Here is a 26,169-nt window from a genome sequence, read left to right as displayed (position 1 = left end):
GATTGACCATTGTTTAAAATGTGATGCGGTTAATGATGTAGATTGCTAATATAAAATATGAATAAGAAAATCTTTAAATCGGATAGATATTTCACAGTTTTTGATTTCATGGTGAGTCATGGACAATTATTGCTCAGAGCTAGTAAGGATGATAATGATATTCAAAATATTGATCTTATTTTCTTTGGAGTTCGATACATGCAATTGTTCACTTCTTTATTTGGACTTTCTGTTAAATTAGTGGAAAAAGATCAAAAGCCGATTAATTACAATTCGGTAAACTCCTTTGTTAGCGCTGATAACAACAGCTTGTTTGAGATAGAAACAGGCGATGAAAAATTCTATATTGGAGCTTCATACTTCATAGTATATGAGAATGAGTTAGAATTTAATGAAAGCAGTTTGGGATTGCTTGATGTTCACAGAAGAGGGAAAGAATTGCAGAGAAGTATTTAGTCAATAAATTAATTATTTATATAATTTAGATATGAAAAGGACCTCTCGGGAGTTCGAAATAGAGAAGATGCAAACACCGGACTTTTTGATATGTATTATTAGGCTGCTTATATACTTTTCTTTTACTGATTAATCTCCCAAAAAATGATTATTTAACATGGCAAAAGGAGATAAATTATATTTTCAAGCGCTCAAAGAAGCGAGCAAAAATACTGAACTGGGCGATTCAAATGCGCTTGATTTATTAAATAAAGCGATAGGCAGGAATAACAGTAAAGCGCAGTATGCATTGGCTACATGGTATCTATATGGGAAAACTGTCAAAAAAGATTATAAGAGAGCCGTCGAACTATTGTTGGACTCGTCTCTTCAGAATAATGAGATGGCCTGTTTCGATTTAGCTGTTTGTTATGAAAATGGTTTTGGAGTAAAAAAGAATTCGAAAAAAGCTTTTTTGTTTTATTCTAAAGCTATTTTACTTGGTGAGAAACAGTCTATTTACGAGGTTGGTCGGTGCTACTATTATGGTGTTGGGGTCAATAAAGACTTGGAACTGGCTAAGGTATATCTTGATACTGCAAGGTTGTATGGGGTTGAATTATAAAGCTTTAAAATCCGGAGTAGGCTAGGTCGCTGGGGGACTTTATTATTTGATTTTCTTGAAAGGCGTGAAAAATCCTTTTTCCAGTGATAATGGAGGCGCAAACCCTTTACCTTCCAATCATTTTGGAATGTGGGGGGCGGTAATTATCTGCATGATTATGTTTATAGCTTACCTTTGTAAATGGTTATCTTAAGTTACATAGAAAGAGATGTGGGTAACACATTTATATATTGAGTTACCCATTTTTAACTATCTTGGATTTTTTAAAATAAATGAATTATGTTAAATTATATCGCAGCTATTTGCTTAGTTTTCTTAGGATTAATGCTTAAATATTCCTCTCAGGACGGTTATAGCCCATTAAAAAAATATTGGTTCTTTTTTGTAATTGCAGGGTTGCTGTCACTATTCTACAAAGTATTTCAATTACTTTAATTGATATTTATCACCTCCGTGGGGCGTGTTTAAATAACGAAGCCTGGCCGTTTTAGATCAGGCTTCGTTATTTAGCGTGAATATCTTCCTTTTAACGTTTGATCCCAAATTAATAAAAGCGTATTTTGGCTCAAAACTAATTACAAAATGAAAGCCTATTTTCAAAGCTCACGTACAACTAGTATTAAATTCTCGATTCTTTTTTGGCAATTATTTTTCGGTATGTTGCCTTTTACGTTAATTGTTTCAATAGTTGCTTATACTGGGCAAAAACCTGCGGAATTTAATGGAGAAAATTTTCAAGGCATTTCTGGAGCCTTGATTTCTTTGATTACCCATCCTATAGTCGTGTTTGTCGCAAGTATAATTTTATGGACGATTTTATTTATTGGTAGAAATCTCCTAAAATTGATTTTTAAATAGGAACTTTTGTTTGATAAACGGGGATTTCAGTCCTTGAGATCATTGGTTTCCGTCGCGAATTGACCATATTAATTGAAAATAGAAATAACTAATAAAAATTGATTTAAGATCGCTAAAACTACTTTTTAATCGGTCAAATTTGTTCGAAATAACTGATCAGCGATTTCCTAAATTGTATGGTCAAGGCTTCCGAAATCTCCATGAATAGGATTATTGCATATATTTGAGTACTAAAAAGTTTTAAAGATGATAAAATCAATGAGACAACAAATTATTACCATTGGAATAATATTAACAATGATTTTAAGTTTGTTTGGCTGTTCTGAACGTATTCAGCAAAACAATAGTAAGCCATCAATCCAAAATCCATTGACCGAACAAATTATTGATACGACTTCAGATGACATGTTATTAGAAGTCGTTTATGATAATCTCTTTCGTAAGCTATCGGCAGCATATGATAACGAATATGAAATCGTCATGTCTTGGAACAAATCAAGACAAGCAATTTATATGATCGTCCAATTAGAAGCAGAAGTAAATAATGGAGGCTATAATCAATTTTATTTCAATTCAAGCGGTCAATTTGCTAAAGCATTGCCAGATGCGTTGAAATTAGTCGGCGCAACTAAATTTGCCGATCTGACCGAGCGAGCAAACAGCACGTTTGAAAAAGAGAAATCGAAAATAACTAAAGATCAGGATGGCACGGTAGAAGGTTTTGGTAAATCCTATGAGAACAATCCGTTGAACAAATTTGACGATGAATTTTATAAACTTAATGGCACCAAAAACTTGCAAAAAATTCAAGTTGACTACATCCGAAAGAACAAGAAAGAGTTTACTGATTAAACCCTAACTTAGCCCTATGCTATACAATTCCTTTGAACAAGCTACCAAAAGTTCTTTTCGTAAGGTCGTGGAGTCCGATTATACCGACTTTGTGCTGCAACGCTTTGAATGTCTGACATCAAGGAAAAGATTGGCATTCTACTCACACCTTATAATCCAAGAAACATCAGATCAACACACCCTCAACCCCCGGGGGGAAGGAGGGAAGAGCAGAAGTTATAAAAAATTTATTGATCATTACTTGCAATGGATTACCGCAATATAGCTCTGATATATCGACATATTCCATTGCCCCATCAATCAAGCATTGGAATATTAAACTTCTCATCGCTCTTTCTTCCACTTAATTTCGCCACGCTCAATCATTCCTATATGATCCTTCGTCAGTAGTGTATCATCGTCCAGGTGATATTCAAATTTCTTTGCAAACTGGATTCTATTGGATAGATTCTACATAAACATTGTTGACATAATATGCCGAATACCGTGCTTTTTACGCTAATTTGTACAATATTGCGTTTGCGATTGATGTAGAATAGCTCTGGCGAATCACGATCAAACCGACGAATAAGAGCGTCGATGCGGTCGTCATGTGCTACAGAGCTGTACTTATGAAGGTGTACAATTTTTGGGATATTAAATCGAACCATCCCCTCCAAAACTAGAAGGGCATATATTTATTATCTATTAGCCGACGCAAACTCTTCTTCAGTTACCGGTTCAAGCCAGGTAACCTGAGTACCCCCTTTAAAATTAGTTATGGCAACATGCACCATCTGACTGTCAGCGGTGGCGCCATGCCAATGTTCTACATTTTCAGGAATATTGATAACATCGCCTTTCTTTATTGATTGGGCAGGCTTTCCTTTTTCCTGATAAAGCCCGTTTCCATCGATCACCAGCAAAACCTGACCTTTAGGATGGGTGTGCCAATTTGTTCTTGCACCCGGTGTAAAAGTTACGCTTCCTGCTGAAAAATCATTGTTCTTATCTTTTGCCACCAAGGGTTGTAAGAAAGCATTTCCAGTAAACCACTCCTTAGGTAACTGTTCTCCTTGTGGAAATATTTTTGTGCTCATTGTCTTATCTATTTTAGTGTTACAGGCGGATAAACTCGCCGCCATAATTAGGATAACGATTAATCTTTTCATATAGTTTGTAATTTGAGGTTGAATATATGATCAGAATACATTATTAAACATTTTTTATAATTTTTGCGGGTACTCCACCAACGATCGTATTATCAGGAACATCTTTGCCAACTACAGCCCCGGCAGCCACTATGGCATTTTCACCAACGGTAACTCCAGGTAAGATTGTCGCATTTGCCCCGATCCAAGCATTTTTTTTAATGTGAATAGGAGCGACAGTTAATGATTGTCTGTTTTCCGGTTCAATAGGGTGTCCTTCGGTTACTAAGCTTACTTTAGGAGCTATTAAAACATTATCTTCGATGATAATCCCACCCAGGTCCAAAAAAACACCATCGAAGTTGATAAAAACATTTTTACCTATTGATGTATTCTTTCCATAATTAATATAAATGGGCGTAAACACAGTTGTGCTTTGGTCAATAGTTGAACCTGTAATTTGAGATAATAAATCCCTTATTTCTCTCGGATCAGCTGAATTATTCATCTGTACCAATAGTGATTTGGTGGCAAATGATGCTTCGAGCAAACGGTAAGCGTCAGGATCGCCGGAAGAAATGCCTTTTTCTTTTTTTAACCGTTCAAAAATATCTTCCTGAAATTTGCTTTCTGATTTTTCCATTGAATATTCAATTAAGTTATGTATACCTAGTTAGTGAAATTGACCGGTCTATTTTAAATTATTCTTAAAAAATGCTGTCAGTTTATCAAAAGGAATTTTATCCAATCGATCATACAGATCAACATGAACGGCGTCTGGAATAATCACCAGCTTCTTCGGCTCCGAAGCTGCTGTGTAGGCATCTTCGCTGAAATATCTTGAATGTGCATTTTCACCTGCAATGATCAGCATCGGTCGTGGCGCAATTTCCTTGATATAAGAAAGGATAGGCATGTTCATAAACGATAAGGGCGAAGTAGCGGTCCATGAAGCATTTGAATTGATAGAGCGTTTATGGAACCCTCGTGGTGTTTTGTAATAATCAACATAATCTTTTACAAATTGGGGTTCACTGCCTGTCAGCTTTTCAGGCAAATTATTTGATGATGGAGCATATGTTCCATTTTCAGCATCTTTCCAGCGCTGCTGGCTCAGTTGCTCAAGAGTCTGTATTCGTTGCTCAATAGTTACCACATCATTGTAACCTTTTGACATGACGCGGGTCATATCGTACATGCTAGTTGTAACAACAGCCTTAATACGCTTATCCACCGCGGTTGCATTTAAGGCAAAACCAGCAAATCCGCAGATTCCGATAATCCCGATTCTGTTTCGGTCAATATTTTTCTGTAGCCCTAAAAAGTCAACAGCTGCACTGAAATCTTCGGTGTTAATGTCAGGAGAAGCTACATGACGTGGTTCACCGCCGCTTTCACCTGTATACGAAGGGTCAAAAGCCAGGGCAATGAATCCTCTTTCGGCCATTTGGCTTGCATACAATCCAGAAGACTGTTCTTTAACTGCGCCAAACGGGCCACTGATTGCAAGGGCTGAAAAAAAATTGCTGTCACTGTTTTTGGGAATATATAAGTCGCCTGAAAGCGTTATACCGTAACGGTTTTTAAAACTTACTTTTTTACGGGTTACTTTATCACTTAATTGAAATGTGTAATGATCTGTTGAAGTATTCAATTTCTTTGGATTTTGGTTTGATTGTATATTTTTTGCGAATGTATTCCCTGAAAACAGGAAAGACATAAGCATCAATGCTACTGCTATTTTCATATCTGTATTACATTTATTATTACAGGTACAAAGGTAGATCAGGATAGCGAGTTGATGTTAACGATTATCAAACCAAAGATTAAGAATTTCAAACTTCAGATTTCCGTAGGGATTTTGGATTTGTTCCTGTAAGTTTTTTAAAGAAGTTATTGAAATAGGTGGGGTATTCAAATCCCAAAGCGCTGGCTATCTCTGAAATATTCCAGTCTGTGTGCTGTAACAAGGCTTTGGCTTCTGTTATAATTCTTTCAGTGATCAGCGTTGTGGTAGATTTACCGGTAACCTCTTTTACAGTCCGATTCAGATAGTTGACATGTATGTTCAAGTTTTGAGCGTAATCTTGCGCAGTTCTCATTTTTAATGGACTTGAAGGTGTTTCGATAGGAAATTGTCGTTCCAACAGTTCCAGAAACACCGACGCTACACGGGCAGTACCATTTTTGGTAGGGGCATAGCTTTCAGAAGGCTGCAGTTTAAGTGCTTCGTGAATGATCAGGTTGATATAATTGCGTATCAGTTCATCCTTAAAAGTATAGTCACCCTCCTGTTCTTCGATCATTTTTTGGAAAAGAGTGTTGAGAAATAACCGTTGATCCTCAGTGATTTTTAGCACAGGAGTACCTCCGATTTTGAAAAAAGGAGATTGTTGTAAGCTTTCTAAGCGGTCAGACTGTTTTAAAAATTCTTCGGAAAATAAGCAAGTATATCCTATGTATGTAGTAGAAATAGTTTCCCATGAATAAGGAATATGCGGATTTCCAAAGAATAAGATTGTACCTTCCTGTTCAAAGGTTTTATCTGCATAGTGGATTTTGCTAATTCCAGTTGTAAGACAGATTTTAAAGAAATCTTTACGGCTGTATATCCGGGTAGCGTTACTATCGTCTTCTATCTGAAAAGCTTTAAAACCTTGCAATTTAAGTTCATTGTTGAACTCCGAAACAATGCGTACTATTTTTGCATCCATTTAACAAAGTTAAGAAATTCAAATTTAAGACCTTCTTTCTATGGTGAAAGTTTGATTTTGTATTCTTGCATTAACATTTGGTCATAAACAATGGGAAATATCTGTGCTAGGGAGCTGTTTGCAGCCTTTACAATTGCATCGACTTCGATCTTAGTGATATCTCCTTTAATAACGTTGACTATTTTGCTCATTGGGTATAGAATAATATTAGGAGTTTTGCATCGACATAGCCGATGACAATAATATTTTAAATTTAATAAATGTTACCCATTAAAGCTTCCCTTATCAGCTTTAAATGCTATTGAAATTTTGTTGATGAGTAGCTAATTGTCGAATGTCGAATAATCCTGTAATAATTTGGGGGACAAATTGATGATATAGTCGTTTACCTTAATATAAAACTATTATCAATTACGTTTTTAAACTTATTTTATGTTATTAGGACTAACTTTATGGCAACTTCTATTTTTATTGGCAGTTTTATTAAAATTAATTACGCTATTTCTGCTGTTTTCGAATAGACATAAATCACTGCCGTTGAATATTTTCCTTTATGTGCTGACTATTATATTCATTCCATTCTTTGGTAGTATTTACGTTCTGTTTGTATTAAAAAAATAAAATAAATAATTAAAAATGAAAAAAACGCTTTTATTCTCTCTTCTGTCATTTTTGGGCTTAAGTTTAACTTATGGACAGCAATTGAAACCTTTATATAGCAAAACTGATACCTTGCCTAAAGTTGTTTACAAAGATCTTAATGAAACACCTTTGCCTAAGATAGAGATGCAAGGGAAAAATTACTTAGGCGATGCCATGCGATCATTAAAATCTGAAGGAGTTAAGTCAGTAGATATTGACAAAGAAAGGGGGATAGTGATAGTTGAATTGAAGCCCGAATACCATCCTGTTTTAATGAGTTTGTCGGATATTAAAAAAAAATATACAAACATAAAATCTGAACGCGTAATATTCCGGATTGAAGATAACTTTGTACAAAACAATCCGAATGAAGTTCTTGTCGATGCAAGCAATATTATGCTAATTTCTGTTTCTCCCGTTAAGTTTATCGGTGACTTAGAAGATCTATATATGTTGACATTGGTGCCGAGGACGGATAAGAATATTGAAAAATTGAATGAAATCCGCATTCGCTAAGCATATTTAAGTACTTATACAATAAGTCATTATTGTAAATGTAATGCTTAAATAAAATCGATTTGTACCTATTCGAGCAGCTTCCCTCAAATTAAAAGAGGGAAGTTTTTTGTTTTATGCGCGTTCTTCCAGTAAGGATAAAAACTACATTGATGGCCTACTTTTCGGTATCTCCCACATACCGCTTACTTACTGCTTGTTTTCCTCAGAAAGCCTAGTCCACAGCCATACTTTTGCTATACATAAAAACAAAAAAATATGGCAAATCAATTTTTAATTAAAGACACGATGGCGGATATGCGAGGCTTATCTGCTTGTGAAATCTTGGCATTACAGAGCGGATGCTGTGCAGGAGTGCAACTATTAGGGTATTATGAGAAAGGAGATACCCCTGCACCCATTATTTACTCACTGAGTACAACTTTACTGGCAGACAATGGTGGGAGTATTGTTGAAACCGGAGGCGTTAAACTGGAACATCAATTTATCGAAGATGTCAATGCACTTTATTTCGGTGTCAGTACCTCACTAACTGATAATGCAGCTAGATTAGCTGTGTTTTTTGACTATCTAAAGAAAAACAAAGCGCTAGAAGGGGTTTTGCCCATCGGAACGATCGCCTATAGTCAGCCGATAAACTTTGTTTTCGAAGGTGCCAAACTCAAAGGACAGGGAAAAGGCACTATATTAAAGTTTACCGGCTCTGCACCCCATGCTTTTGAGATCGATGCATTTAAAGACGGTAACGAAACGACCCAGTTTATCAACAATATCACGATCAGCGATATTGTCTTCTCCGGAAATGCCAACACCACCATTACCTTATACCTTAGAGGCATTGCACGGAGTAAGTTCTCCAATGTGTGGGTAGGCGATGGCAAAAATAGTAGTGATGGATATGGTTGGTACCTCGCTTCCGTACAGCTGACACAATTTTTGGGCTGCGGATGTAGTAAGTATCTCACGCCATTGACAAGTGTTCCCTATACAGGAATATTTATCGGATTGGGACAGCGTGGTAGTATCACTGCGGGTAACAGCACTAACAACACGTTTTATCAAAACTATTTTGAAGGTTTGAGTATAGGTGTATTGATGTCCCACGCCGATGAAAATACCTTCATTGGCGGTAGTTCAGAAGCCAATAGCGTATATGGTATCGTTGTTGGTAAGGATTGTAAGGTAAATACCTTTATCGGTGTCGGACTGGAGGCCAATCCTGTCGATGTTTCCGATAGTTCCAGCTATAGCACCTATACCAATTGTTACTTTGGAAATATCCTGCGTATAGGTAGTACAGCTAAGCAGATTTCAGTCCTGGGAGCAATGATAGGGCGGATTGAAATACAAGATGGAGCGCGATATATTGAAATCAAGAATTCCGTCTACAACCGATTTATAAATGGAGCAAAAGGAATTTTTGATTTAGGGAAGCGTACATCCTTTGTTAATGTTGAGAATTATGATACACATGAATTTATAAAACAAAACATCGAGATCGATGGGACAGTAGCTGCCGATTCATATAAGGTAAAGGAAAAAAATGATATCCTTACGCCAATTAACAGCATTGACCCAGTAGGTGGCTTTTCCCCGATTATCGTCAAAGATGCGGCACCATTTTGGCCAACTCTGGGCGTAGCATTAGGGGTGGATAGAACAGGAAATTTCGATAATACGAATTCAATCAGTTCTTTCCGAATATATTCAAAATCCAATACCCTGGATGAACTATATTTTACCAAAAAGCTTTTTGGTACCGGAGCGATAACGGATTGGTCGCCCTTACGTAGGCTTATTCACGACAATAATCTCGCCACCACGGCAGTTAAAGGCATTGTCTCACAATCTACTGCGGTAGCCAATGTAGGCGCGAGCAATAGTACAAAATCAGTTCTTAATGATGCTGCTGATTTAGCTACTTCCGTAGCCCTGGTGAATGACCTGAAATCCAAATACAATCAGGCAGTCGATCTGATCAACGAGTTGAAGGCTCAGCTAAATACGAAGTTACAGTCAGATCGAACGAGTGGTCAACAATCAAGTTAAAGATATTGAGCCGCTAGAGATATGGAATATTCGCAAGGATATTGGATCTAACCACAAAGTTGAGGAATACGGGTGCTTTGGCAATCGAGTTTCGACTAATTGAGGTAAAAATAATCATGCAGTATTCTACCTGAATACTGCATGATGTATTCATACTAAAGTTAAGGTAAATATATTGTATATTGATACCATGTAATTGCTGAGGAGAAAGCACAAAATACGACGCATTTTTTGATTTAGCAAAGTCCTCAAATCATTATTAATTATGCTGAAAATATGGAATTGTCTTATTGTATTTTTATTCCTCTGTTCTTGCGATGGAAGGAATTATATTGATCCTAAAAATATTCAGATTTTGGCTGAGCATAAGATGAATTTTCCGAAGGAGTCTACAGATCATTTCCCTCAGCAATTGGGAAGTGAGGTGGATATCATTTATAATGAAGGCATCGAAAATAATAATCTCAATCTATACCTCGTTGAACACAACGTAAGTGAAAAAGATATCAATAAATTACTTAATAGGTTGAAAGATACTAAGTATTATAGAGGGGGTGATAAAAATCTTTTAATCATCAACAGAAACGAAAAGATCATAGAAGGCTTTAGTGAATTTCCGAAGATTGACAGCGTTAATTTACAAGGCGATGCTCCTGTTCCAAATTTTATCCGTTATAAAAATGGGATATCCGCAGATCCTAATTATGAATTTTATATTATCCATACTGACAATAAGGAAAGACAATTTAAAAATGAAATTCTTGGCGAAAATGCATCAATGCCATTTAATTGGAAACATGGTATTACTTATGGTGTTGCTGTCAATAAATTGGAGAAAGATATAATTTGTTGGGTTGCAGTTTGGTAATGTTTATGTTCGGCACCCTGAAGATCAAATGACTTAAAACTAGTTTTGTTTTTTGACAGATTCATCTATAAGTTTCATTAGCTGATCGACAGTATTAGCTACTTCTTCTTTCTGCACGACTAATGTTTTTTTTTCCAGACCCGGAGGAAGAGAAATCTTGCCATTAAATTCAGGAAGAAACAAATTGATGTTTTCCTGATCCATTTTATTGAAATTAATAAAAGTCCATTTTTTGGTTTCGTCCTCTTTCAACGCTAATAAGTAAGCTGAAGTGATTGCCATTTTGCCTTTTTCAGGCATAGACATTACCAATACTTGAGGAATAAAGCAATACGCTATCCCATCAATTTTTGAGACATCCATATCGACATAATTGATCATGGAATCAATTTTAACCCCGTATTTTATAAGAGAAGAATAGAGTTCTTTGGTCAGTTTTGTTGCCTGATCTATCCCGCCCATGCTTTCAATTATGCGGGGTGATGTTTGACTTAAAATACCTTCGATATCTCCAGAAATAGATGCTTTTGTCATGATAGACAGTGCTTCCCTGAGCTGTGGATCTTTTTGTGCAAAGCTTGTATTATGAAAAATAGTTAATAGCGTAATTAACAAAAATATTCTTTTTCGCTGGATGTATTTAAACAGGTTGAACCAATTGTTGCTTTGCATAATGGAAAGAGGTTAATTCCCATTGAATGTACAGGTTTTTATTTACAAATCAAATTTAGATAAGTGTCTCCGTATTCCAAAAATAATAGTGTGCTTAGGCGAATGGTTGTACTGGCTTGATAGTCCTTTTTTGATTGCTGTAATATGTTTCGGTTTCGAACTATTTAAGTGCATGTTGTGTTATCAGCCCCATGTTAGGATAACAAAAAAATCATACTTTTCGGTATCTCCCAGATACCGCTTAGATACCGCTTGTTTTCCTCGAATAGCCACCACCACAACCATACTTTTGCTATACACATAAAAACAAAAGAATATGGCAAATCAATTTTTAGTTAAAGAAACAATTGCAGCTATGCGATGCTTATCAGCTGCGGAAATTACAGCTTTACAAAACGGAACTTATGATGGTGTTGAATTGTTGGGCTATTACCAAAAAGGAGATACCCCAGCACCGATTATTTATTATATTTCTAGCTCTTCAGGCACAGACGATGGTGGTAGTGTGATTGTAAGTAATAGTTTAACATTAATTCATCAATTTTCGGGAAGTATTGATGTTCGGTATTTTGGCTGCAAATGTGATGGAATTCAGGATGATTCTATATATTTTCAAAGATCAATTGATTATGTTGCACCATTCAATTGGCTTGGTTCCGTTTCATTGACAAAAGATAATAATACGATCTTACGCGGTTATTTGGTAGGAATAGGAAAGATAAGGGTTACTCGGACTATTTTTATTAATCCTTACTTAACAATCGAAGGGAAGGTAAAGGGATCATGGTTTGCTGCACAAGGGGGGCTTGAAATCATAGGAGACTTTGATGGAAAGGAAAAGTTCATTTTAGATACTGCGCCTTATAATACAAACGGACTTCGCGTTACGAATCACATTGGTTCTGCTAACGAATATGATAATTCACTATTCACTCCCGTGGTCGGATGGACATTATCCGGCATTAAGATATCGGCTGCATTTAATCGTAATGTAAGAGGAGCAATCAATCGAGCGATGGCTACTAATTCTGAAATTAAAAATTGTCGGATCCGTGGTACTAATATTGGCATACAGTCTTCGGTTTGCTGGGGTGGTACGATTAATAGAAATCTTATTTTAGCCCGTGCAGTGGGATTGAGTAATAGAGGTGGAGTAACAGAAGATCAGCAGTGGGGCAATTATATTTCCATGGATGGCCAGAAACCCTCGGCTATGGAATTTGATTACCCAAACTATGATGGAAATGTGAATCAAGGTTCTACCTGTTGTGTTTATTCTTGGGGTGCATTGGCAAGCCATTATAATAATATCTGGGAGAAAGGGGAGATAGGCTTTATGGTAATGGGACAATCTTCACACAAGCTTTCCAACAACTATTCAGAAGGTATCACCAAATATATATATTGTTCCCAAGCTGCGGATCTCGATATTACGTTAGGCAGCACTGTTTATTGTGGAGATGCCAGTTTAATTTATTGTACAGCCAATAAAGTGAAAATAGATTTCGGAACCATTTCTACATTTTTAGTGAAGTCATTAGGATTTAGATATGCTTCTCAACTAAGCATATCAGGTGCACATAAAATGTTTCCCAAGTTTGCGTATAGTGTTGATTTCGATACCGATATTTATTTTGGAGATCTTGACAAGAATGGCACTGTTGATATTTATGTTGATAATCAGGGTAATGATGATAACTGGGGCTATACTACCGATAAGCCAGTACGAACCCTACAAGAGGCTCTCGCGCGTTGCAGGCAAGGATACAAAAATGTGATACATAAAACTGGGGTTGGACAGGCGGGCGATACTAAAGCCTCTTTCCGGGACGGTTATAACACCATCGATAAACAGTTCGATCTGGATAACGTTACAATTAGCGGGGGGGAATTTAGGGTTGGGAAAGTCGCCGATCTGGCTGTTCATAATATTTCTCGTGGTATAAAGCATTTAAGGTTAGCGAATACGTCTTTTGTTATGGATAACGTTGCGGTTCCTGAGACCGCGTTTTTAATTTCCGTTCGTGGAGTTCAGCAATTGGATTTGCAGGAAGTTAAGGTAAAGGGAGGAGTATTGTTTGGTTCTAAAAGCCATGATGTTGGATTTGCAAATATTGTACTTGAGTCCTGCACTTTAGAAGGGGTTAAGTTACAACAGCAAGGACCCAATGGAAGATTGAAATGGTTAGAGACCTCGCGGAACACTATTAACACTGCAGGAAGTCTCGGATCCACTTCATCAACGAAAATAAGCAGTGATTTGTATCCCGGATAAAACATGTTAATCAGATATTTTTCATTGATTTTCCCTGATAGGAAAAATCAATGAAAAATATTTACCTATACTGTAATGTATTGTATGAAATATTAGTTTTAAATAATTATTTTTGCCACTGATTATCTTGTTGTCATTATGTTATTGTAAAATTCGAATTGGCTTGTAGTTTTCTTCAAAGACAATAGGATTGATTCATCTTGTAAAGTCGAAATTAGTCATATTATATAACCGAGCGCTGTCGCTCACAATCATTAAAAAAAGATGAAATTAAAGTTTATCGCAACATTATTATCTTTTGTGCCAGCATTCTTATGTGCGCAATCAACTGATCCTAACATTGAGCTCAGTTTAGATGCACCTGCTTATGGTGTTAATATTCGCGCTAATTTTCCGGGAGGTAACGGAATATGGGCAAGAGGCTACCGTGTTTCTAATCAAACAGGAGCAGAAAATTTTATACAGTTTGGGTCATACGGCAACACAACAAACGGAGTGAGTAAAGCAAATTATTCATTTATTGGTCGTGGATATGACCAAACATACATAGCTTTTTTACCAGACGGAAATGTGGGGGTTGGAACTATTGCTCCTAAGGAAAAACTATCAGTGAATGGTAAAATTAGAGCGCATGAGGTTAAAGTTGAAACCTCTAATTGGCCTGATTATGTTTTTGAAGAAGATTATAAGTTGCTAGACTTGAAGAAAACAAAGGAGTTTATAAAGACAAATAAACATCTTCCGGGCCTCCCTAAAGCTGCAGACGTAAACCAAAATGGCTTCGATTTAGGAGAGATGAATAAGATGCTTTTGCAAAAGATCGAAGAATTAACCTTGCATATGATATCAATGCAGGAAGAAATCGAAATATTGAAGTCAAAAAACAACCATCAATAGGGTACATTTAATCAGTAGAAGGTTTGTTCAGAATCAAATTTAAAAACAATTATTAGAGCAAATCCATAATAAACCACATAGAGAAGTCACTTTATAGGCGCTTCTCTATTGTTCCTTCAGACGACGATATCATCCAAAGGCCTAGGAGATTATATTTAGCTGAGATGATAATATTGTTGGTCCTGAGAGGGTGGGTTATCAGGCAATTATATCTATGACGATAACGGAAATGCCAAGACTGACCGAACAGGTATGGCATTTACATATAATTATCTGAACCTCCCGCAAACGGCTATTAAAGCGGGTACAAATGTAACCTTTCTCTATGATGCCACTGGTAAAAAGCTCCAGAAGTTAGCGAAGATAGGTACGACGAGTATTGTAACTACCACACGGGACTATTTGGACGGTATCGAATACAATAATGGTACTATTGAAATCATTTACAATCCTATAGGATATGCGCTCAAAAGTGGAACAAATTTTATTTACCACTACAACTTGACGGATAACTTGGGCAATGTCCGTACGACATTGAAACTTGGGACGAGTGCGACTGCAGTAGATGTTGTACAACGTGATAATTATTATCCATTTGGCAAACGCAAGGTTGTGGTCGGTGGGTATAATAAGTATCTTTACAATGGTAAGGAGATCCAGGGCGAGCTTGGTGAAACTTATGATTATGGCGCTCGTTTTTATGATGCAGAAGTTGGTAGGTGGTTCGTTTTGGATCCCGCAGCGGAAATCTACCAGTCCTATTCACCATACAATTATGTTCTCAACAGCCCTATCGGTAAGTTAGATCCGAATGGCATTTGGGAGAAAAATGATTATGGAGGCTGGTCGACCAATGATCCTGATGATATTGCCGAATTCCTACTTCAAAATCAAGGGAAAGACCGAGTTGATGACCCGCCGAAGAAAAAAATCAAGAAAACAAAGGAAATGAAAAGAAAGAAGACAAGAAGAAAAAGGCTGAAAATGATTCGCTAAAAGAGAACAGAGGGTATGAGAAAGCAATGTCTACAGCTTTCACAATTGCACTTGGCACCTCGACACTGGATGGACCATTCCCATTTGGAGAAATAGTAGGAGGAGCAATAACAGGCGGTGCCACCATTGATGCAGCAAGAACTTGGGTTTTTAAGCTAAAATAAACAACAATGTTAACAAAGAAAACTACAATTAATTTATTAAAAATAGGTTTGTTTCTTACATTTCTATTTTGGTTAATACGTTTTGCAATCGTTGAGAAAAGCACTTTAAACTTATTGAGATCGGGATTTCAAAACGAAATAGATAGCGAGTATAAAGGTGTAATTGTGAAAAAATTCTATGACCACGATAATCATAATAGTCCGAAAATAATTTTTGCTGATGGCAGTGGTACTGGCATAAATGGCAAATTTTGGGGACAAATGGAAGAAGGAGATTCGATAAGTAAGATTAAAGGTGATTCAATAATTCAAGTGTTTAAAGGTGGCAAAAGAATTGAAATTGAAATTGCACCATTCTATCAAAAAGCAATTCAAAAAGAAATTGAGAAAAAGAATAAACGATAATTAATACGATTACGGGGCAAGGTTTTATGATGTGGAGATAGCAAGATGGAATGTGGTGGATCCAATGGCTGAAAAAGGACGTAGATGGTCTCCATATAATTATACTTTTGGTAATCCTATCAGATTTATTGAGCCTGATGGAAATTGGCCGGGACCCGGACCATCATCTTTTAATCCATTGTATCAGGCAAATGTGGCAATTTTAAATAAAATTGAGCGACCCAAGGCTTCTGTGAATAAAACAATCGATGATACTCAAAAAGCTGTAGTAAAGTGGACATCCGATAATAAGAGAAACTTGTTAGATAATGCGAAAGCAATGTAAGAAGTAGGTGATCAAGTTCAGGTTGTCGGAGCCGGAACTCCAATTGCAGGGGGGGATCATTATTATATAAGTTGTTTCAATTACTATAGTGACGAATAGATAATTTATTGCTCATTAATTACTAATGAACAAGTAGCTCACGAATGGGCTGTATCAGTTATTTTGATATAGCCCATTTTTTGTTCGATATGTTTTCGCTTAAACACAATGCCCATACTTTTCGGTATCTCCCACATACCGCTAAGATGCACCAAATTTTCTTCAGGTCGGCGTCGTCTCAGCCATACTTTTGCTATACACATAAAAATATAAGAATATGGCAAATCAATTTTTAATTAAAGAGACGATGGCAGCAATGCGAGGTTTAATGCCAGCTGAAATTACTGCCTTACAAAACGGGACGTATGATGGCGTTCAACTATTAGGCTATTACGAAAAAGGGGATACACTATCGTCTATTACCACGTTGATCTCCTAAAGGAGCTTGACCACGGACCAGATGATGGCGGAAATGTAATTGTAGTTGCAGGAGTGAAGGTATATCACATTTTTAAGATTACGCCAGTATCGCCAAATACAGCGGCATTAGGACTATATGGGCATACACAAGTCGGCATTATACAAGGTACATCAAGTATTGATATTCCTCTTTATGAAGTTGATTGGGATGGGAAAGAAGATACCGATAAGTATATCTTACAGGCATCAGTTATAAGGGTTGCAAAGGAAGCAAGTTCAATAGGGCTTGGCTGGTTACTAAATTTGGGCGGATGTATTACCAAAACCTTTAATGGTGAGGGCGATTTTTATACATCAAATGGCACTTTTAAGAGCCTCTATTTGATAATTTAAATTCGACCGAACTGAAAGCTGACCTAGTAATAAAGGAAATTAACATATGATGAAAATTTTAATTAAGTCTGAGGTAGGAAGATATTTAACAAAAAAATAATGTGTTGACTATTCGAAAATCTCTTATCTTTAATTGAGCTTAAGTTAAGAGATTAACCGAACGATGAAAAGTAACCAAGCTCAATTAGCAGCCGTATCTATTGTATTCTAATTATCCGTAATTTTTATTATTAACCGTATTAAAGCCAGCTAGTGTATGTCATTGTACAGATTTTTTTGTTTAATTATTTTTTTTCTATCGATAGCTTACCCAAAATCGGGTGATAGCCAAACATTCTCTTCTAATATAGTCGTGCCACCATCGCTTAATACGAGTGAATTTACAAAAAAAATTCATGCGGGTGTTTCCCATCAGAATGGCACAAATCAAGTATCGATCAATTTGATGACTATTAAACTAGATAATTCCCTTGAACTTCCGCTGGATCTAACATATACAGGGGCAGGTGTTAAATATGGTGCGACATCGGGTGAGGTGGGAATAGATTGGACCCTATCAACCAATTTTAGAATTACGAGGACAATTTATGGTCGACCAGATGAACACTACACCCGGCCGAGTGGAACACAAATAGACAGTTATATTAGTGAAACCAATAAGCTGGTCCGAGATCAAAAATTGACTCAGTTTACCGAAGGGTTACCTACAAATACAGGGCTACCGCTAGGCAGTGGTTACTCTCCGATGGATAGTGAATATGATATTTTTGATTATTCAGTTCCAGGGGCACAAGGGAGCTTTGTTGTTGATAATATCGCTCAGAATAAGGTTTTTACTCCTGACAATGAGCTTTTTAAGTTTAATTTTCTAGTTGATGCACAAAAGGGTATTTCCAGCATCAATATGTACGATTCAAGAGGAAATCTTATCACTTGTGGCATCGACCCAGAAACAGGGACGCAATTACAAGAAATGCTATTTCCATCCTATTATCAGGGGAAAGGAGCAGCCAATGCCTGGCCCGTTACTAAAATAACGACACCTAGCAATAATTCTGCAAAGTTTAAATATAAGCTCGGAAATGTATCTGAATTTAGTCCGGGACAAAGAAGCTTTGTTATAAATGAGACCCCTGATCGGATGTATCCGGCTATTCCGAGACCAACTGTGTTCAGTGAGCAGGTCGCGGAATCTCAGGGCTTTAAGAAAACGAATTTTCTGGATTCTATCTTATATCAAGATGGTTATATTAAGTTTTTTCGTAGACCAAATGCTAATTTGATTGACTCTATTTGTATGTATGATCTTACTAAAAAGAGGATAAAGAAGGTTGCTTTCTATCAATCGGCTGAATCTGGATTTATCTTCCTTGATTCGGTCAGTATTTCTGGTAAGAATGAAAGTGACGTAATTAAATACAGATTCAATTATGTCGGTCATGAGAATAAAGATAATTACAATGCGAAACCAAATTTTTGGGGAGATTTAACGCATGCAGATCAAGCAAGTTATCTTGTTGCAATTCCGGACGAGTCGGGGAACGATATTTTTTATGATTTGAATATGAGCTCGCCTGGTTATGATCTGAAGAACTTGCGGAACGAAGCCACCTTTATGGCACTTACAGGGAAAAGAAGTTTGTATGCAAGGGCTACAGAGATCTTTTGTCTTTCACAGATCATTTTACCAACAGGAGGCTATAAGCGGTTTTTCTATGAGCCGAATGAATTTTCCGACGGAGCAAGCAACTTGCCTGGTCCTGGAGTAAGACTCAAAAGTATTGAAGACTATAATACTAATGGAATAGTCGCTGAAAAAACAACCTATACGTATAGTGGTGGGGATATTCCTATAAAATTAGATGCCGGTATGTTTTTCTCAGACAAAGTAAATCTCTATCTAGATGTACGATCACAACCTAGTTATTATTGTGGACGTGTTAGGCTTTATTCAAGTGACCCTATTTTTGACAACGACCCGTTCTTTTCACGGTACAATATTGTGAGTTATGCCAAAGTCACGGAATCGAACGGGAATGGCTCTACAATTTATCATTTTAACAAACGAACCCCTATCCAATGGAACCAAGGATTTGGAATAAATAATGGCTTTTTTTCAAGAATACTCAATGCAACGATGCACCGAGAACATCCTACTGGTTTTATATCTTCCTATAATTTGTGGGATAAATCTATCCTTTCTCAAAAAGAAGTAAAGGATAATACTGGCAACCTGGTACGAACGGAACAATATAATTACGAAACGATCAATCAGCAGAATCTAAGGGGAATAAAAATTCGTCCATTTGCGACTTTTGTTGATGCTTATTCTCCGGCAGCTAATGTATATGCAAATATTGAATCTGTCTATGATTATAGAGAGTATTATATCAGTATAGGTACACAGGTTTTAAAAGACAAAACTGTCACTGAATATGGGACAGGAAGTCCATTGATAAATCAAGAACAGTACATATATAATGAGAAAAAGCAGTTGACAACCTCTACATTTTTCGGCAGCAACCAAGACAAGTATATCACAAGATTTATATATCCTTCATTTTATACGGGACTGACTGGGGGTGATCTGATTACCCAGGATATATTGAAAATGCAACAAAGGAATATGCTTGAAGATTATCTGGTAAAAACAGAAAATTTAGCAAAGCTTAGTGAAAACTATGTAAAGGAATATACCCTTGGGGCAGAATTTAAAACAGTTTTTCCAGGAAGCAGTCAATCAAGAGTTTTATATAAGTTTACACCAACCAATCCACTCCTGAATTTTGTTCCTATAACTAAAAGTAACGGCAGTTTGATTTTGGATGGAAAGTTTAGTAAAGAAGAGGAAATTCTTAAAATTGATAACAATGGAAATCCTCTTTTTAAGAGAACCAGAGAGCAAACGGGTGAAGCTTTTATTTGGGGCTATAAGCGGAAATATCCCGTGGCACATATTATCGGATTAGCTGATTACGACGATCTAAAGACCAAATATGGAATAGATACAGCGAAGTTTAATCCATCGTTAGCGTTGGAAAATACAATTGGTACAGAATTGACCAATCTACGAACAAAGCTTGCCAATAAGAATTTGTCTGTTTCCACTTTTACACACTTTCCTTTTATAGGGGTCTCGTCGATAACAGCACCTACAGGAGAAATTGTTAGCTACGAATATGATGCTTTATATCGGTTGATAGGTACAAAAAATGCTGATGGAAATTATTTAAAAACACATGCTTATAATGCACAGGCAAACAACAAACGTCTTTATAAGAATGCCTTAAAAATGCAAAGTTTCACGAAAACAGGATGTCCCGTCAATATGGTACCCACAAAAATGAATTACATAGTCTCGGCAGGGATATATTTTTCAGCTGTAAGTCAATCAGATGCAGATGCCAAGGCAATACAGGACATTAACGCCAATGGTCAGCAATATGTCAATACACATGGAGCTTGTTATTATACAAATACAGCACAATCGAAGACATTTATAAAAAATACCTGTGAGTTCGGCAAAACTGGAAGTTCTATCGTTTATCAGGTACCCGCTGGCAAGCATTTGTCATTAAAAAGCGTAGCCGAGGCAAATCAGTTTGCACTCAACGAAATTGCACAGATGGGGCAGGCACATGCCAACCAGACCGGGACATGTGGTAATTATACAGCTCCAGTCTATTACAATAACTATTTTTCAAAGGACATTGTAAAAAATAATTGTTCATCAGGACTTATTGGTAGTACCGAAACTTACAGCGTTGCTGGAGGAAAATATAGCTCCACAATATCCCAGTTAGATGCTGATAATAAGGCACTGGCAGAAGCAAATACTACTGGACAGGCTTATGTCAATAGTTTAGGTGAGTGTTTGACTAAGGTCTCCTTTTTCAATAATGGATACCCAGGGAAGGCTATTTCCGTCACCTTTTTTACCCCTAAGAAAAACTATACGTTTACCGCCAATGCCAATGGAGACGTTGGAGTTAATGGGATTATGTACGTACCATTGGGTGAATGCCGTATAGAAGTCAACATGACAAGTCCAACGGAGCCAGGCGATTTTTATATGAGTTATCGGGGAGGAAGTGTTAATATTTGCGAACCTGTTTATAATGGTTATGCTACACGAGATAACATTGTCATAACGAGTTCATATAATAGTATTGTCATCAGTGATTACTGCCAGTAACCCTATCCATTAACCTAAATGAACTAAAAAATGAAAAAGGCGATATTATTTGTATTTACCATAATTACTGGTTTTATAGCGAGGGGACAAGAAATAGCTAAAGATCTGATTTTATCATCATATAGTAATCAATCTGCCATTCAGGCTCTCAATAGTATTACATTGAAAGATGGATTTTATATTCCTGCGGGAAAAACCGTTACCATATCATTAGCGGCATTCCCTACATTAAACAGTAAGCCCAGTATAGAGCAGAACTATATATTGACGCGTACTTTTCGTACAGCAGTCAAGTCTAATGAGTTGACGAATGTTCGGACGATTGATAAGGAAAGTCAAACTATCCAATATTATGACGGTCAAGGCAGGCCTATACAGGTTGTACAATTAATGGCAAGTCCAACTTTTAATGATATTGTTCAGCATATCGAATATGATGCATTTGGACGAGAAGTTGCCAAATATCTTCCCTATGCGGAGCAAGCAAGTGGTAATGGATCCTTTAAGGATTTGGTCAAAACAAATCAGTCCAATTTCTATAAAGTAGGTGGAGGATGGGATGCTGCAGTCACAAAGACAGGAAATCCATATTCTACTACGGTATTTGATAATAGCCCATTGAATAGAATGCTCCAGCAGGGAGCGCCTGGAGCTACTTGGCAACCTTCTGCAAATAGGGATCTTGTTGCTGCCACAACCACTACAGGAAGAACAGTTGTGAGCGAATATGGTACCAATGGTACAGACGATGTGAAAATGTGGACTGTAAATGCTGCAAATAACGGAGCGACTTCGACATACTATGCAGCTGGAAAGTTATCCAGATTAATTACCAAAGATGAAAATTGGGTAAAAGCGAATGGCCGTGCGGGTACTGTTGAAGAGTATAAAGATCTTTCGGGCCGGGTCGTGCTCAAAAGAATCTGGAATATCGATGAGCAGACGAATACGGAATACGCTGTGGAGACTTTTTATATCTATGATGATTTTGGAAACCTAAGATATGTGCTTCCACCAATGGCTAAAACAACCGCCTTTACCGAATCCTCTAGCGATCCCTATTATAACAAGTACATTTATGGATACAAATATGATACGCGCAGAAGGGTCGTTGAAAAAAAGCTACCAGGAAAAGACCGGGAATTTCTTATATATAACAAGAACGATCAAGTTGTGTTAACCCAGGACAGTGTTCAGCGTACACGTAAGGAATGGAAATATAACCGTTATGACGCATTTGGCCGAATTACTTCAACTGGTCTTTATATCAATACTTCCAAAATTACGCTGAAAGATATGCAGGGTCTTGTAGATGCTAATGCAGGCCCGCTATGGGAGACACGGACCGGAGCTGATTATCCAATTCCAGCTAATACATTTCCCGTTGGCGGCACAGGGATCACAATTCTGCCACATATTATTAATTATTATGACGATTATGGATTTAGCGGTGCCACAACTTTCCCTGAATCAGGGATTACACGGGGAACCAAAATATGGTCGCTGCCGACGGGTTCAAAAGTATTTAAAGTGGACGGTACAGCGCCATTACTTACTGTATTATATTATGATAATTTTGGTAGGCTTATTCAGACAGCTTCGCAGAATCATCTTGGAGGAAAAGATTATATAACCAAGACTTATAACTTTGTGGGAGAGTTGCTGAGCAGTTCGCGTGTTCATACACCACAAACAGGTGCAGTAACAACTATTTTAAATACGAATAGTTATGATCATGTTGGCAGGCTAACTTCGACGAGGGAGAAGATAGGTTCGCAGGAGGTTACATTGGCTTCAAATAGTTACAATGAGATCGGCCAGCTGAAGACACGATATATGGGTAAATTAGCTACCGAACCTGGCTATGTGGATACCACTAATTACAGCTATAACGAACGAGGTTGGACCAAACGCATTGCTTCAACCAATTTTACCCAGTCGCTTATGTACCAGGATGGGGGTGCGGTGAGACAATATAATGGCAATATCGCACAGCAGCTGTGGCGTTTTACGCCATCGGGAACGACCAGCACCTTTGAATATAGTTACGATAATCTGAATCGTCTTAAAAGCGGAACAAATGGACAGACCGGGACCGCGAGCATAGCAGAGGTGATGACCTATGATGATATGGGAAATATCAAGACGTTGAAACGTGATGCTCTTGCTGTGACAAGCTATACCTATGATGGGAATAAACTGACGGGACTTGCTGGTGGCATCAACGGCAGTTATACCTATGATGCAAATGGTAATGCAAAGACGGACCGTATAGGCACCGCCTTTACATATAATTACCTGAACCTTCCACAGATGGCGGTTAGAACTGGTACCAGTCTGAATCTGATGTATGACGCTCATGGTACCAAGCTACAGAAAGTTTCTAAGGTCGGCGCAGTAACAACAACCCGAGATTATATTGATGGCATTGAATATAATGAAGGAAATATTGATATTATCCATAACCCCGTTGGCTATGCACAGCGAAATGGTACGAGTTATGTTTATCATTACAATCTGACGGATCATCTGGGCAATGTTCGTACGACATTGAAGCGGGCTGCAAATAGTACAACTGCAGTAGATGTTGTGCAGCGAGACAATTATTATCCTTTTGGTAAGCGTAAGGTTGTAGCGGGTGGAAATAATAAGTATCTTTATAATGGTAAAGAGATCCAGGGCGAGCTTGGAGATCAGTATGATTACGGAGCGAGGTATTATGATGCTGAGATCGGAAGATGGAATGTAGTGGATCCGATGACAGAAGAAGTGAGAAGACATTCCCCTTATGTTTATGGCAATAATAATCCAATACGATTTATAGACCCGGACGGAATGTTATCTCAATCCTTTACAAATGAGCTTTGGCAAAAATCTACTGATGGTACTATATGGACTAATCAAGCAGATGGAAGCTTCTCTGATGGTAATGGAAATACTGTTCAAGAACAGGCAGGTGATGATTGGCTACAAAAGTTACTGGCTATGATGGGGGTCGGATCTGGATCTGGACCAAAAAATGCTGAGCAGGCTCAGCAGATTTCATCAAATAGATCGGCGATTGATAAACTTAGTAAAAGGGCCGAAAAGGCTGATGAAGAAATTTCTGAATGGCCAGTTTTTGGAGGATTGTATCAATTGATGAAGTATGGTTCTGGCAGTTTCTCAAAAAAACCAAATTATCTCTTAGCTGGTATTGGTTTTTTGTCAACTGGACTAGATATTTCAGGTGCTTCTGATATTACTATTGCATATAAATCTTTAGCGAAATTAGGTTTGAAGGATGGAATGAGGATGTCTGCAAAAGAAGTATTGGAAATGGCTCAGCAATTTCTTGGAAGAGGATACAAAGAAACAGTTCCAGGAAGTGGGAGATTTATTTCTTCAGATGGTAAAAGAGTGTTTAGAATGGGAGTTAGTGACATTACAGGGGCACATGGAGGAGGCCCGCATGTCAATTTTGAAACTTTAGTTCCTAATCCAGCTAAACAAGGAAAAATGATGGTGAAGGATAATTATCACATATTTTTAAATGATTAACATGAACTTAAATATTATAATACCTGAATATTCAGAAGATAAGGGATTTCAAGTCACTTGGGAGCATGGATTTGAAATTGAAACAAAAATGGAGGAAGGATCTTTAAAAATTTCAGCAAATAAAGCGGGACTTGTTTCAATTGCAAAGCAACTGTTGACTTTAGCTCAGGAAAATGTTCCGAAAAACTATCATTATCATTTAGATGAATATAATTCCTTGGAAGAGGGGTCGGTACCATTAATTTTTCATAAATTATAGATCTTCCTAAACTTATATTCGGGGAGATTTTCTGCTGGAGATAAAAGAAGAAGAGAGGTTAGTCTAAGATGAAATAAAGCGGAATGAAGCGATTATTCATGCCGATAAAGTCTTTTATATTGGAGAAGGCAATAGAAGCGGGCGGGCTACGAAAAAGTCGTAGAAACTACTTTTTCCTATAAGATTTTTAGACATAAAAGGAAAGAATCCAGGAGATTTTAAGCACATGCAACATTCGTGAAATTAGCAGGGATTATTTTTGATGAATCAAAATCTCACCCTTCAGATGGTTTTTCCTCAGATAGCCTCCCCAAACAGCCCTATTTTTGCTATACACATAAAAACAAAAGAATATGGCAAATCAATTTTTAATTAAAGAGACGATGGCAGCTATGCGAAGTCTATCTGCTAGTGAAATCGATGGATTGAAAGGTGACAATCCAATCTATGTTGGAGTAGACAGCATGCGAAGAAATGAAAAAAATACTCTTTTTGACTCTTATATCAGCATTTTCCTTGGGTGTAGCCTATGGACAAGAATCTCTTGAGATCTATAAAAAGACAAATACCGTTCCGAAAGTGGTTTACAAAGCGCTTGATGACCGAGCGCATGCTACGGTTGAAATTCAAGGCAAAGATTATTTGGATGATATTGTACCAACAATGAAAGCCGAAGGTATTAATTCGATAGGGCACAGTATTGAAAGGGAAGCATTGGTGGTTGAACTGAAACCCGGATATAAACCAGTTTTAATAAATTTGTCTACATTAAAAAATAAATATACTAACGTAAAATCTGCACGAGTAATATTTAAGATTTTAATCCAATGACACAGTTGGCATTACACTCCCCTTGTATACTTTTTTTACTGATTGATCTCCAAAAAAATGATTATTTAA

Annotated in this window: 24 protein-coding genes and 1 pseudogene; 19 read left to right on the top strand and 6 right to left on the bottom strand. The window is 37.1% G+C overall.

Annotated features, from left to right (window positions below):
- The first annotated feature begins 57 nt into the window (after positions 1-57).
- The 4 genes from AC07UV_RS00925 to AC07UV_RS00910 all read left to right on the top strand — a co-directional run bounded on the left by AC07UV_RS00925 (position 58) and on the right by AC07UV_RS00910 (position 2,770).
- A complete protein-coding gene (locus AC07UV_RS00925) occupies positions 58-456 on the top strand; it encodes a hypothetical protein (protein ID WP_495182386.1) in 399 nt (132 codons plus the stop codon).
- Between the two features lie 157 nt (positions 457-613).
- Complete coding sequence (locus tag AC07UV_RS00920) at positions 614-1,060, top strand: tetratricopeptide repeat protein (RefSeq protein WP_495182385.1); 447 nt, start codon at positions 614-616, stop codon at positions 1,058-1,060.
- 582 nt (positions 1,061-1,642) lie between these two features.
- Positions 1,643-1,918 carry a hypothetical protein gene (locus AC07UV_RS00915; RefSeq protein WP_495182384.1) on the top strand — a complete coding sequence of 92 codons (276 nt, stop codon included), beginning with the start codon at positions 1,643-1,645 and terminating at the stop codon, positions 1,916-1,918.
- A 246-nt stretch (positions 1,919-2,164) separates the two neighbouring features.
- Positions 2,165-2,770: a DMP19 family protein gene (locus tag AC07UV_RS00910; RefSeq protein WP_495182383.1), complete on the top strand. Its 606-nt coding sequence runs from the start codon at positions 2,165-2,167 to the stop codon at positions 2,768-2,770.
- A gap of 680 nt (positions 2,771-3,450) precedes the next feature.
- Here the strand turns inward: AC07UV_RS00910 and AC07UV_RS00905 are convergent.
- From AC07UV_RS00905 to AC07UV_RS00885, 5 genes are all read right to left on the bottom strand, one after another.
- Positions 3,451-3,921 (bottom strand): (R)-mandelonitrile lyase, encoded by a 471-nt coding sequence (locus AC07UV_RS00905; RefSeq protein WP_495182382.1) that lies wholly within the window; start codon positions 3,919-3,921, stop codon positions 3,451-3,453.
- 43 nt (positions 3,922-3,964) lie between these two features.
- On the bottom strand, positions 3,965-4,543 hold the full coding sequence (locus tag AC07UV_RS00900) for a sugar O-acetyltransferase (protein WP_495182381.1): 579 nt from the start codon (positions 4,541-4,543) through the stop codon (positions 3,965-3,967).
- A 48-nt stretch (positions 4,544-4,591) separates the two neighbouring features.
- Positions 4,592-5,647 (bottom strand): alpha/beta hydrolase, encoded by a 1,056-nt coding sequence (locus AC07UV_RS00895; RefSeq protein WP_495182380.1) that lies wholly within the window; start codon positions 5,645-5,647, stop codon positions 4,592-4,594.
- An 88-nt stretch (positions 5,648-5,735) separates the two neighbouring features.
- The gene (locus AC07UV_RS00890) at positions 5,736-6,614 is read right to left on the bottom strand and encodes a helix-turn-helix domain-containing protein (RefSeq protein WP_495182379.1); all 879 of its coding nucleotides are present in this window, start codon (positions 6,612-6,614) and stop codon (positions 5,736-5,738) included.
- 38 nt (positions 6,615-6,652) lie between these two features.
- A complete protein-coding gene (locus AC07UV_RS00885) occupies positions 6,653-6,805 on the bottom strand; it encodes a hypothetical protein (protein ID WP_495182378.1) in 153 nt (50 codons plus the stop codon).
- A gap of 445 nt (positions 6,806-7,250) precedes the next feature.
- On the opposite strand from AC07UV_RS00885, the gene AC07UV_RS00880 reads away from it, so the two are divergent.
- The 3 genes from AC07UV_RS00880 to AC07UV_RS00870 all read left to right on the top strand — a co-directional run bounded on the left by AC07UV_RS00880 (position 7,251) and on the right by AC07UV_RS00870 (position 10,689).
- The gene (locus AC07UV_RS00880; RefSeq protein WP_495182377.1) at positions 7,251-7,772 is read left to right on the top strand and encodes a hypothetical protein; all 522 of its coding nucleotides are present in this window, start codon (positions 7,251-7,253) and stop codon (positions 7,770-7,772) included.
- Positions 7,773-8,030: 258 nt separating this feature from the next.
- A complete protein-coding gene (locus AC07UV_RS00875; protein ID WP_495182376.1) occupies positions 8,031-9,821 on the top strand; it encodes a hypothetical protein in 1,791 nt (596 codons plus the stop codon).
- A 265-nt stretch (positions 9,822-10,086) separates the two neighbouring features.
- On the top strand, positions 10,087-10,689 hold the full coding sequence (locus AC07UV_RS00870) for a hypothetical protein (RefSeq protein WP_495182375.1): 603 nt from the start codon (positions 10,087-10,089) through the stop codon (positions 10,687-10,689).
- Positions 10,690-10,728: 39 nt separating this feature from the next.
- Here AC07UV_RS00870 and AC07UV_RS00865 read toward each other — a convergent pair whose 3' ends face one another.
- Positions 10,729-11,361: a hypothetical protein gene (locus tag AC07UV_RS00865; RefSeq protein WP_495182374.1), complete on the bottom strand. Its 633-nt coding sequence runs from the start codon at positions 11,359-11,361 to the stop codon at positions 10,729-10,731.
- Positions 11,362-11,677: 316 nt separating this feature from the next.
- Between AC07UV_RS00865 and AC07UV_RS00860 the strand changes: the two genes are divergently transcribed.
- The 12 genes and pseudogenes from AC07UV_RS00860 to AC07UV_RS00805 all read left to right on the top strand — a co-directional run bounded on the left by AC07UV_RS00860 (position 11,678) and on the right by AC07UV_RS00805 (position 26,100).
- Positions 11,678-13,636 carry a hypothetical protein gene (locus AC07UV_RS00860; RefSeq protein ID WP_495182373.1) on the top strand — a complete coding sequence of 653 codons (1,959 nt, stop codon included), beginning with the start codon at positions 11,678-11,680 and terminating at the stop codon, positions 13,634-13,636.
- Positions 13,637-13,900: 264 nt separating this feature from the next.
- Positions 13,901-14,533: a hypothetical protein gene (locus AC07UV_RS00855; protein WP_495182372.1), complete on the top strand. Its 633-nt coding sequence runs from the start codon at positions 13,901-13,903 to the stop codon at positions 14,531-14,533.
- A gap of 252 nt (positions 14,534-14,785) precedes the next feature.
- On the top strand, positions 14,786-15,529 hold the full coding sequence (locus tag AC07UV_RS00850) for an RHS repeat protein (RefSeq protein ID WP_495182371.1): 744 nt from the start codon (positions 14,786-14,788) through the stop codon (positions 15,527-15,529).
- Between the two features lie 26 nt (positions 15,530-15,555).
- On the top strand, positions 15,556-15,693 hold the full coding sequence (locus AC07UV_RS00845; RefSeq protein ID WP_495182370.1) for a hypothetical protein: 138 nt from the start codon (positions 15,556-15,558) through the stop codon (positions 15,691-15,693).
- A gap of 6 nt (positions 15,694-15,699) precedes the next feature.
- Positions 15,700-16,098, top strand: coding sequence for a hypothetical protein (locus tag AC07UV_RS00840; protein ID WP_495182369.1), 399 nt, complete (start codon positions 15,700-15,702; stop codon positions 16,096-16,098).
- Positions 16,099-16,102: 4 nt separating this feature from the next.
- Positions 16,103-16,250, top strand: a pseudogene (locus AC07UV_RS00835) (RHS repeat-associated core domain-containing protein); the annotation flags it as partial.
- 489 nt (positions 16,251-16,739) lie between these two features.
- Positions 16,740-16,901, top strand: coding sequence for a hypothetical protein (locus AC07UV_RS00830; RefSeq protein WP_495182368.1), 162 nt, complete (start codon positions 16,740-16,742; stop codon positions 16,899-16,901).
- Between the two features lie 53 nt (positions 16,902-16,954).
- Positions 16,955-17,275: a hypothetical protein gene (locus AC07UV_RS00825; RefSeq protein ID WP_495182367.1), complete on the top strand. Its 321-nt coding sequence runs from the start codon at positions 16,955-16,957 to the stop codon at positions 17,273-17,275.
- Positions 17,276-17,720: 445 nt separating this feature from the next.
- A complete protein-coding gene (locus AC07UV_RS00820; RefSeq protein ID WP_495182366.1) occupies positions 17,721-21,470 on the top strand; it encodes a DUF5977 domain-containing protein in 3,750 nt (1,249 codons plus the stop codon).
- A gap of 30 nt (positions 21,471-21,500) precedes the next feature.
- Positions 21,501-25,010, top strand: a complete 3,510-nt coding sequence (locus tag AC07UV_RS00815) for a DUF6443 domain-containing protein (protein ID WP_495182365.1) — start codon at positions 21,501-21,503, stop codon at positions 25,008-25,010.
- 1 nt (position 25,011) lies between these two features.
- Entirely contained in the window at positions 25,012-25,269 is a 258-nt protein-coding gene (locus AC07UV_RS00810) for an Imm32 family immunity protein (protein ID WP_495182364.1), read from the top strand.
- Positions 25,270-25,743: 474 nt separating this feature from the next.
- Positions 25,744-26,100: a hypothetical protein gene (locus AC07UV_RS00805; protein WP_495182363.1), complete on the top strand. Its 357-nt coding sequence runs from the start codon at positions 25,744-25,746 to the stop codon at positions 26,098-26,100.
- Positions 26,101-26,169 lie beyond the last annotated feature (69 nt).

The sequence above is a fragment of the Sphingobacterium sp. GW821-FHT03E03 genome (genome assembly GCF_059420745.1).
This window is presented reverse-complemented; position numbering and strand designations above follow the sequence as displayed.